Below are 10267 nucleotides of genomic sequence, written 5' to 3'. Positions count from 1 at the left end.
CGCAATTCGCGAAGGCGGCCGTACCGTGGGCGCAGGCGTTGTCGCTAAAATTATGGAATAGAATACCAGTCGCGGTCACCCCAGGGTGGCCGTGCATTGTTGAAGAGGGCAGAGCACCTCTCTTAGACGGTTCCGGGACATGACAAAGGACTTTCGGACCGTTCAAAAGAATGAATGAAGGAATTGTAGGGCGCGGGTTGGAGGAGTGTAGCTCAATTGGTAGAGCGCCGGTCTCCAAAACCGGAGGTTGGGGGTTCGAGACCCTCCACTCCTGCCACTATGAAATGCAAATTTGAGCCGACCCTGTTTAAACTTTTGACTGAGCGACTGGATTGAATGGTTAAAGCGACGCCAATCGAATTTCTGCGCCAAGTGCGACAGGAAGTATCCAAGGTAACCTGGCCTTCGCGCCGGGAAACAATAACGAGCACCATTATGGTTATCATCATGGTGGTCTTTATGGCCTTGTTTTTCTTTCTTGTGGATCAGGTGCTGTCGGTTGGCGTGCGGGCCATCCTTGGATTGGGTGGCTAATTGATATGGCAAAACAGTGGTACATCGTGCACGTCTATTCGGGCTTCGAGAAGAAGGTGGCGGCTTCTGTGAAGGAGCAGGCAGTGCAAATGGGTCTCGACGATATGATCGAAGACGTCTTGGTGCCGGCCGAGGAAGTTGTGGAATTGCGCCGCGGGGCCAAGATCAAGTCCGAGCGCAAGTTTTTTCCGGGCTATATCCTCGCTCATATGGACATGACCGATGAGACTTGGCATCTGGTTAAGAACACGCCAAAAGTTACCGGATTTTTAGGCTCCGGCGGCAAGCCCGTGGCGATCAGCAATGCTGAGGCCGATCGCGTGTTGCATCAGGTCAAGGAAGGCATTGAACGGCCTAAGCCTTCCGTGACCTTTGAAATCGGCGAAACGGTTAGAGTGTGTGACGGTCCCTTCACCTCGTTTAACGGCATGGTGGAGGAGGTCGATGAAGACAAAGCGAGAATCAAAGTCGCGGTTTCCATTTTTGGCCGGGCGACGCCTGTTGAGTTGGAATATTCTCAGGTCGAAAAGGCCTGAATAGATAGAGTGTAACGCGTACCATGGCAAAAAAGATTACTGGTTATATCAAGCTTCAAGTTCCTGCTGGGCAGGCGAATCCATCGCCCCCGATTGGCCCCGCGTTGGGTCAGGCTGGGCTGAACATCATGGAATTTTGCAAGACGTTTAATGCCCAAACCCAAGGGCTGGAACAGGGCATGCCGATCCCGACCGTGATTTCGGTCTATGGTGATCGTACTTTTTCATTCGTCACAAGGACACCGCCAGCGAGCTTCTTTCTCAAAAAGGCGGCGGGCCTGGCAAAAGGCTCCGGAATGGTCGGCAGAAATGAGCCGGTCGGTTCCGTGACGAAAGCGCAAATCACTGAGATCGCCGAGAAAAAAATCGCCGATCTCAATGCCAATGACATGGAGGCGGCGTGCAGGATGATTGAAGGCTCGGCGCGGTCCATGGGAATTACAGTGGTGGATTGAGCAATGGCTAAACAAGGCAAACGCGTCAAGCTTGCGGCACAAAGCATTGATCGCTTGAAACATTATGGGCTGACAGAGGCGGTTTCGTTGGTCAAAAACAACGCGGCGGCAAAATTCGACGAGACGGTGGATATTTCCGTTAATCTCGACGTAGATCCGCGCCATGCGGACCAAATGGTACGTGGCATGGTGACGTTGCCGAACGGCACTGGGCGCACCGTCCGGGTGGCGGTATTTGCCAAGGATGACAATGTCGCTCTGGCAACAGAGGCCGGCGCCGACATTGTCGGGGCCGAAGATTTGGCCGAGAAAGTGCAAAACGGCGAAATAGAATTCGACCGCTGCATCGCCACGCCAGACATGATGGTGATCGTCGGTAAGCTTGGCAAAGTATTGGGGCCGCGCGGCCTCATGCCCAATCCAAAACTTGGCACGGTCACGAAAGATGTAGCCGAGGCCGTGCGCGCGGCCAAGGGTGGGCAGGTCGAATTTCGTGTGGAAAAGGCCGGTGTGATTCATGCCGGCGTCGGCAAAGCGAGCTTTAGCGAGCAGGCCTTGAATGAAAATGTGACCGCTTTCATCGATGCCATCAACAAGGCCAAACCGAGCGGCGCCAAAGGCGTCTATATGAAAAAGGTTGCCTTGAGTTCGACCATGGGGCCCGGAGTCAAAATAGATATCTCGACGCTGAGCGCGGGCTAAGAAGACATAACTTTAGATTATTACCAGAAATGGCGGAGGACGTCTCGGGCCGCCATTTTTCCACTGGGCCAGTCAATCGGCCCATCCTGTTCGAGACCGTGGGCGCCGCCCGAAAGAAGGCGGCTTAAGGACATTGGGTCACCCACCAAGACAGGAGTTGTGCAGATGAAGAATAGACCTGTGAAACGATATTCCCGCGCCGCATTGTGCTGCGCAGGCTGTGCCTGAGGGAGGGAATCGTGGATCGAACACAAAAAGAAAAAGCCGTCACGGGTCTCCGTGAGGTGTTTGAATCGGCGCACCTCGTCGTCGTCACGCAGTTCAGCGGATTGACCGTAGCGGAAGCTACGGATTTAAGAAGCAAGATGCGGGATGCCGGCGCAAATTTTCGGGTAACCAAAAACCGATTGGCGCTTCGTGCCCTTGAAGGGACAACGTTCAAAGACATCAGCGGTCTGTTTACCGGCGCTACGGCCATCGCCTATTCAAAAGATGCCGTTGCCGCCGCTAGAGTTGCCGTCGAATACGCCAAGAAGAACAACAAACTAGTTGTTGTCGGCGGCGCACTCGATGGCGACATGTTGAATGTTGATCGCGTTAGGGCCTTGGCGGCATTGCCATCGCTCGATCAATTGCGGGGCCAGCTTGTAGGCTTGATTCAAGCCCCGGCGACCCGGATCGCGGGTGTGGTGCAAGCGCCGGCGGCTCAATTGGCGCGTGTCTTGAACGCCTATGCGGAAAAAAGCGAGGCGGCATAGCCGTCTTAATTAATGATCACAAAACGCACTTTGATTGCGTAAGTTCTAGGAGATAGAAAATGGCTGATTTAGCTCAAATAGCGAATGATTTGTCGAACCTGACGGTTCTTGAAGCGGCAGAATTGAGCAAGATGCTCGAAGAAAAATGGGGCGTCTCCGCTGCCGCGCCTGTCGCGGCGGCTGGTGCCGCCGCTCCTGCGGCTGCAGAAGAGGCCGAAGAGCAGGTTGAATTTACCGTCATGCTGACGGCGTTTGGCGAAAAGAAAATTAACGTGATCAAGGAAGTTCGGGCAATTACCGGTCTTGGCTTGAAAGAGGCCAAAACACTTGTTGAGGAAGCGCCCAAGGAAGTCAAAGGAGGCGTTTCCAAAGACGAGGCCCAAAAGATTAAGGAGCAACTCGAGAGCGCGGGTGCGACAGTTGAGATCAAGTAGGTCACTTGATTTCGCTTTCATTTTTATCGCTTGTGCGGCCGGCGGTTACGCCGGCCGACGCGGCGGCGCGTCGTGCGCTGCCTGAAAAAGCATGACCAAATGCACTGAGTGCGTTTGAAAACGCCTCCCGGTGGCGGGTGATTCCGTCACCCGCCGGTAGGGATTGAGTTGAACAACTTGAGTATTGCGAGAGGCGAGAATGCCACAATCATATATGGGTTATCGGAGACTGCGCAAAGATTTCGGGCGGATCACCGAGATCGCCAAAATGCCGAACCTGATCGAAGTGCAGAAGAATTCTTACGAGCATTTTCTTCAGCGCGATACCGATCGGCGCACGCGTGGCGATTACGGGCTGCAAGAAGTCTTTAAGACGGTCTTTCCGATAAAAGATTTCTCGGACACATCGTCACTTGAGTTCGTGCATTACGAATTCGAAGAACCAAAATATGATGTCGAGGAATGTCAGCAGCGTGGGATCACTTATGCTGCGCCGCTGAAGGTGACCTTGCGTCTGATCGTTTGGGATGTTGACGAATTCACTGGCATGCGCAGCGTCCGCGACATCAAGGAGCAGGAAGTCTATATGGGCGATATGCCCTTGATGACCGGCCACGGCACCTTTGTGATTAACGGCACCGAACGCGTCATCGTTTCGCAAATGCACCGCTCGCCCGGCGTCTTTTTTGATAATGACCGCGGCAAAAAGCACTTCTCCGGAAAGTTTCTCTACGCCGCGCGAATTATTCCCTATCGCGGTTCGTGGCTCGATTTTGAATTTGACGCCAACGATCTGGTGTTCGTGCGTATCGACAGGCGCCGGAAACTACCGGTCACGGTCCTATTGCGCGCCCTCTCGATGTCATCTGAAGACATCCTTTCGACCTTTTATCAGACCGTACGTTTTACCAAGGAAAAGAAAGGCTGGATCGCACCCTTCAACATTGAACGGGTACGCGGAATCAAGCTGCTGTCCGATTTGGTCAATGCCAAGACCGGCAAAGTCGTCGCCGAAGCCGGTCGCAGAATGACACCAAGCTTGATCAGCAAAATAGAAGACAGCGGCATGAAGGATCAGCTGCTGCCTCTAGAAGAAGTTATCGGCCAATATATCTCCGAAGACATCGTCAACGAGGAAACCGGTGAGATTTTTGCTGAGGCCGGCGATAAAATCACTGAAGAATTGTTGGAGATATTTGACGCCGCGAACATCACCGACGTTCCGACCCTTGCGGTGGATCACATCAATGTTGGCGCCTATATTCGCAACACGTCTGCTGTCGATAAGACCAGCAACCGCGAAGAAGCGTTGATCGAGATTTATAAAGTGATGCGGCCGGGCGAGCCACCGACCGTGGAAACAGCGGAAAAGCTTTTCTACGATCTGGTATTCGGCAAAGCGAAGCTGGCCCAGGAAGCGGTCAATGTGTACGCCGGACCGAAGAAGAGCAGCAAGGCCTTAGCCGAGTTGCGACGGGCCGATCTCGGCCTAGTGTGGATTCTCGACCAAGCCGATGAGTGGACACAAATCATCGTCCCCAATGCGGTGCGCCCGGATGAAATCCAAGGACCGGTTTGGATTCTGCAGAGCGATTTAATTTTCCAAGGCTCGGAACGCTACGATCTATCGCCGGTGGGTCGCGTTAAGATGAACATGCGCCTCAATTTGGACGGCGAAGACGCGATGCGCGTCCTGCGCCGCCAAGACATTCTTGGCGTCGTGAAAACCCTGGTTGGAATAAAGGACGGCTTGGACGAAATCGACGATATCGACCATCTTAGCAATCGCCGGGTGCGCTCGGTCGGTGAATTGATGGAAAACCAATATCGCATCGGCCTGTTGCGCATGGAACGTGCCATTCGTGAGCGAATGAGTTCGGTGGAAATCGACAACGTCATGCCGCATGATTTGATCAATGCCAAGCCGGCGGCGGCGGCGGTAAGGGAATTCTTCGGATCCTCCCAGCTTTCGCAATTCATGGACCAAACAAATCCATTGTCGGAAATAACCCACAAACGGCGCCTTTCGGCGCTCGGGCCGGGCGGCCTCACACGAGAACGCGCGGGCTTCGAAGTGCGCGATGTGCATCCGTCCCATTACGGGAGAATTTGCCCGATCGAGACGCCGGAAGGACCGAATATCGGCTTGATCAATAGTCTTGCGACTTTTGCGCGGGTCAATCAGTACGGTTTCATCGAAAGCCCCTACCGCAAAGTAATCGGCGGGAAACTTACCGACGACGTGAATTATCTGTCGGCCATGGAGGAGGGCAAATACACCATCGCCCAGGCCAATGCGACGATCGATAAAAGCGGTAATTTTACGGAATCCTTGGTCAGTTGCCGGCGCAACGGTGATTTCATCGTCTCCGCGCCGGAGAACATAGAATATGTCGATGTTTCGCCCAAACAGCTCGTTTCGGTGGCAACGGCATTGATTCCTTTTCTTGAAAATGATGACGCCAACCGTGCCCTCATGGGTTCCAACATGATGCGTCAGGCCGTGCCGTTGGTACGCTCTGAGGCGCCGTTGGTCGGGACCGGCATGGAGGAAATTGTCGCCCGCGATTCGGGCGCGTCCATCGTCGCCCAACAAACTGGAGTGGTTGAGCAGGTCGATGGCGCCAGGATCGTTGTACGTGGAGAGGCGGGCGGCGATTCCGCTTCGACCGGCGTGAAGATTTATAACCTGCTCAAATTTCAACGCTCAAACCAGAACACATGCGTGACCCAAAGGCCGCTGGTGAATGTTGGCGAGAGGGTCATCAAGGGTGACATCATCGCCGATGGCCCAAGTACCGACCACGGCGAGCTTGCGCTCGGCCGCAACGTGCTGGTCGCCTTCATGCCGTGGAATGGCTACAACTTTGAGGATTCAATCCTGATTTCCGAACGTCTCGTCGAGGATGATGTTTTTACCTCGATCCATATCGAGGAGTTCGAGGTCATGGCGCGCGACACCAAGCTCGGCCAGGAAGAAATCACCCGCGATATACCCAATGTTGGCGAGGAAGGCCTTAAGAACTTGGACGAGGCCGGTATCGTCTATATCGGAGCCGAAGTGCAGCCCGGTGATATTTTGGTCGGCAAGATTACGCCAAAAGGCGAATCGCCGATGACGCCAGAAGAAAAATTATTACGGGCGATCTTCGGTGAAAAGGCATCTGACGTGCGTGATACCTCGCTGCGGGTGTCGCCCGGCGGCATGGGAACGGTCGTCGAGGTCCGCGTGTTCAACCGTCGCGGTATCGACAAGGATGAGCGCGCTTTAGCAATTGAACATGAAGAAGTCGAACATCTTGCCAAAGATAGAAGCGACGAGTTGGCGATTATCGAACGCAACATTTATTCCCGCTTGAATGAGCTCATCATCGGTAAAATAGCCGCCACAGGCCCAAAAGACTTTGGCACCGACGTTAAGCTCACGGAAGATGTTCTCGATTCCATGTCGCGCGGGTTGTGGTGGCAATTCGTGCTCAAGAACGATGCCGTCATGGCCCAAATGGAGGCCTTGAAGCAGGAGCTCGACAGCGAGCGCGAACGCATCCAATCACGCTTTGAAGGCAAGGTTGAAAAAATTCAGCGCGGCGATGAATTGCCACCCGGTGTGTTGAAAATGGTCAAAGTGTTCGTTGCGGTGAAGCGTAAATTGCAGCCCGGCGACAAGATGGCTGGCCGTCATGGCAACAAAGGCGTGATCTCTAAAATTCTGCCGATCGAGGACTTGCCTCATCTGGAGGACGGCACACCGGTCGATATCGTGCTCAATCCACTGGGCGTGCCGTCGCGCATGAATGTTGGCCAAATTCTTGAGACCCATCTCGGTTGGGCATCGCGCGGTTTGGGTAAACAGATTGGGCAGATGCTTGGCGCGATCAGTAACGGTGAATCAAAAGAGCCGCTCAAAAAATTCTTGAGTGAGGTTTATGATGATGATGCCGGCGCCGGCGAGAAATTGGTCAAATCCATGTCGGATGGTGAATTCACCGATTTTGCCAGCAGTTTGCGTGCCGGCATCCCGATGGCAACGCCGGTGTTCGATGGCGCCCATGAGGCGGATATCGTGACGCTCTTGGAGAAAGCCGGTCTCGACAGTTCGGGACAGGTCACCCTGTATGACGGGCAGACCGGTGAAGAGTTCGTACGCAAGGTGACGGTGGGCTACATTTATATGCTCAAGCTGCATCATTTGGTCGATGACAAGATTCACGCGCGCTCGATTGGGCCGTATAGTCTGGTCACGCAGCAGCCGCTTGGCGGCAAGGCGCAGTTCGGTGGCCAGCGCTTCGGCGAAATGGAAGTGTGGGCGCTGCAAGCTTACGGCGCATCCTACACCTTGCAAGAAATGCTGACGGTTAAGTCGGACGATGTGTCCGGCCGCACCAAGGTTTATGAATCAATCGTGCGCGGCGATGAGAATTTTGAAGCGGGCATTCCAGAATCCTTCAACGTGTTGGTGAAGGAAATGCAGGCGCTGTGTCTCGACGTCGATTTACGTTCGAGTAATTGATTCGGCATCCACGGCGAAGGCACGAGCTTTCGCCGATTCATCGCCGCCGCGTGAGCGGGGGCGTTAGTGGAGGATATTCATGAGTGAGTTGATCAATCTATTCGGTCCGGTCAGTGCAACCCAGCAGTTTGACAAGATCAGAATCTCCATAGCCAGCCCGGAGAAGATCAGGTCCTGGTCGTTTGGAGAGATTAAGAAGCCGGAAACGATCAACTATCGGACGTTCAAGCCGGAACGTGACGGCCTCTTTTGCGCGCGCATTTTTGGGCCGATTAAGGATTACGAATGCCTGTGCGGCAAATATAAGCGCATGAAATATCGCGGCATCGTGTGCGAGAAATGCGGTGTCGAGGTCATTCAATCCAAAGTGCGCCGCGAGCGCATGGGTCATGTCGAATTAGCCTCACCGGTCGCCCATATCTGGTTCATGAAATCCGTTCCGTCGCGTATTGGTCTGTTGTTGGACATGACGCTCAGGGAATTGGAGCGTGTGCTCTATTTCGAGAGCTATGTGGTGGTCGAACCCGGCCTGACGCCACTGAAGAAGAATGAGTTGTTGAACGAGGACCAGTTCCGCCACGCCCAAGATGAGCATGGCGCGGATTCGTTCACCGCCGGCATCGGCGCAGAAGCCATCCGCAATATGCTCTCCGAGCTAGAACTTGATGTCGAGCGCGAGCTTTTGCGCGTTGAATTGGCAGAAACGAATTCCGAAGCCAAGCGTAAGAAATACGTCAAGCGCCTTAAGATAATCGAAGCCTTCATTACTTCGGGCAACAAACCAGAATGGATGATTTTGCAAGTGGTGCCGGTTATTCCGCCGGAACTCCGCCCGCTCGTTCCTCTCGATGGCGGCCGATTCGCCACGTCAGATCTGAACGATCTCTATCGTCGTGTTATCAATCGTAACAATCGCCTCAAGCGGTTGATTGAATTGCGCGCGCCGGAGATCATCGTCCGCAATGAAAAGCGCATGCTTCAGGAATCGGTTGATGCGCTATTCGACAATGGCCGGCGCGGTAGGGTCATCACTGGCGCCAATAAACGCCCGCTGAAATCTCTCTCCGATATGTTGAAAGGCAAGCAAGGCAGGTTCCGCCAGAATCTCCTCGGCAAGCGCGTGGACTATTCTGGCCGCTCGGTCATCGTCGTTGGGCCTGAACTCATGCTGCACCAGTGCGGGTTGCCGAAGAAAATGGCGCTCGAATTATTCAAGCCGTTTATCTATTCCAAGCTCGAACTTTATGGCATGGCGACAACGCTCAAGGCAGCCAAGCGCATGGTTGAGAAGAGCCGGCCTGAAGTTTGGGATATCCTGGAGCAGGTAATCCGCGAACATCCGGTTATGCTGAACCGCGCGCCGACATTGCATCGCCTCGGCATTCAAGCTTTCGAGCCGGTACTGATCGAAGGCAAGGCGATTCAGCTTCATCCATTGGTTTGTGCGGCGTTTAACGCCGACTTTGACGGCGACCAAATGGCCGTTCATGTGCCGCTGTCGCCTGAGGCACAGCTTGAAGCTCGCGTCCTGATGATGTCGACCAACAACATTCTTAGCCCTGCAAACGGCAAACCGATCATCGTGCCGAGCCAGGATATCGTCCTTGGTATTTATCATCTGTCGTATTCACGCACCGGCGAACCGGGCGAGGGTATGTCATTCTCAGACGTCAACGAAGTGCGCAGGGCTCTTGAGTCGGGCGCCGTGACATTGCACAGCAAAGTCACTTGCCGAGCTGAAATCATGACACCCGAAGGCGAGTTGGTCACCAAGAGGCTGGAGACGACGCCCGGAAGAATGCTTCTTTCAGAAGTTTTGCCAAGAAACGCCAACGTACCTTTCGATATGGTCAACCGGCTTCTTACCAAACGCGAGCTGAGTTCGGTGTTCGATTCCGTCTATCGCCATTGCGGCCAGAAGGAAACCGTCATATTCGCCGACCAGGTGATGAAACTGGGCTTCAGTTACGCCGGCAAGGCGGGCATTTCGTTCGGCAAGGATGACATGATTATTCCGGCTCAAAAGATCGAACTGGTTTCCAATACCTATCACCTCGTTGAGCAGTATGAGCAGCAATATGCCGCCGGATTGATTACTCAGGGCGAAAAATATAACAAAGTGATCGACGCCTGGTCGCAATGTACCGACCGTGTCGCGACGGCGATGATGGCCGGCATGTCGGATTCTGCGCGGGACGATCTTCCGGAAAATGCCGGAAAAACCCTGAATTCGATCTACATGATGGCCCATTCGGGCGCGCGTGGCTCAGAAGCGCAAATGAAGCAGCTCGCCGGAATGCGCGGTCTCATGGCCAAGCCTTCAGGTGAGATCATCGAG

Annotated in this window: 8 protein-coding genes and 1 tRNA gene; all 9 read left to right on the top strand. The window is 54.1% G+C overall.

Annotation, left to right across the window (positions count from 1 at the left end):
• Positions 1-201: 201 nt before the first annotated feature.
• Positions 202-277 (top strand) — tRNA-Trp (locus O3A94_16405).
• A gap of 59 nt (positions 278-336) precedes the next feature.
• Positions 337-534, top strand: coding sequence for a preprotein translocase subunit SecE (gene secE / locus O3A94_16400; protein ID MDA1357834.1), 198 nt, complete (start codon positions 337-339; stop codon positions 532-534).
• 5 nt (positions 535-539) lie between these two features.
• Positions 540-1070, top strand: coding sequence for a transcription termination/antitermination protein NusG (gene nusG, locus O3A94_16395; protein MDA1357833.1), 531 nt, complete (start codon positions 540-542; stop codon positions 1068-1070).
• A gap of 23 nt (positions 1071-1093) precedes the next feature.
• Complete coding sequence (gene rplK, locus O3A94_16390) at positions 1094-1525, top strand: 50S ribosomal protein L11 (GenBank protein MDA1357832.1); 432 nt, start codon at positions 1094-1096, stop codon at positions 1523-1525.
• Between the two features lie 3 nt (positions 1526-1528).
• Positions 1529-2227 carry a 50S ribosomal protein L1 gene (gene rplA / locus O3A94_16385; protein MDA1357831.1) on the top strand — a complete coding sequence of 233 codons (699 nt, stop codon included), beginning with the start codon at positions 1529-1531 and terminating at the stop codon, positions 2225-2227.
• 239 nt (positions 2228-2466) lie between these two features.
• The gene (gene rplJ / locus O3A94_16380; GenBank protein ID MDA1357830.1) at positions 2467-2985 is read left to right on the top strand and encodes a 50S ribosomal protein L10; all 519 of its coding nucleotides are present in this window, start codon (positions 2467-2469) and stop codon (positions 2983-2985) included.
• 59 nt (positions 2986-3044) lie between these two features.
• Positions 3045-3419 carry a 50S ribosomal protein L7/L12 gene (gene rplL, locus O3A94_16375; protein ID MDA1357829.1) on the top strand — a complete coding sequence of 125 codons (375 nt, stop codon included), beginning with the start codon at positions 3045-3047 and terminating at the stop codon, positions 3417-3419.
• 199 nt (positions 3420-3618) lie between these two features.
• The gene (gene rpoB / locus O3A94_16370; protein MDA1357828.1) at positions 3619-7929 is read left to right on the top strand and encodes a DNA-directed RNA polymerase subunit beta; all 4311 of its coding nucleotides are present in this window, start codon (positions 3619-3621) and stop codon (positions 7927-7929) included.
• A 79-nt stretch (positions 7930-8008) separates the two neighbouring features.
• Positions 8009-10267: DNA-directed RNA polymerase subunit beta' (gene rpoC, locus O3A94_16365; protein MDA1357827.1), on the top strand; the 2259-nt coding region annotated here is incomplete at its 3' end.

The organism is Pseudomonadota bacterium (assembly GCA_027624955.1).
Lineage (GTDB): Bacteria > Pseudomonadota > Alphaproteobacteria > UBA828 > UBA828 > PTKB01.
The sequence above is the reverse complement of the archived record's forward strand: the minus strand, read 5'-3'. Positions and strand labels throughout refer to the sequence as shown.

Excerpts from the sequence above, each read along its gene's own strand:
- rplK (MDA1357832.1), top strand. The coding sequence starts at position 1,094 with ATGGCAAAAAAGATTACTGGTTATATCAAGCTTCAAGTTCCTGCTGGG.
- rplA (MDA1357831.1), top strand. The coding sequence starts at position 1,529 with ATGGCTAAACAAGGCAAACGCGTCAAGCTTGCGGCACAAAGCATTGAT.
- rpoB (MDA1357828.1), top strand. The coding sequence starts at position 3,619 with ATGCCACAATCATATATGGGTTATCGGAGACTGCGCAAAGATTTCGGG.
- rplL (MDA1357829.1), top strand. The coding sequence starts at position 3,045 with ATGGCTGATTTAGCTCAAATAGCGAATGATTTGTCGAACCTGACGGTT.
- nusG (MDA1357833.1), top strand. The coding sequence starts at position 540 with ATGGCAAAACAGTGGTACATCGTGCACGTCTATTCGGGCTTCGAGAAG.
- secE (MDA1357834.1), top strand. The coding sequence starts at position 337 with ATGGTTAAAGCGACGCCAATCGAATTTCTGCGCCAAGTGCGACAGGAA.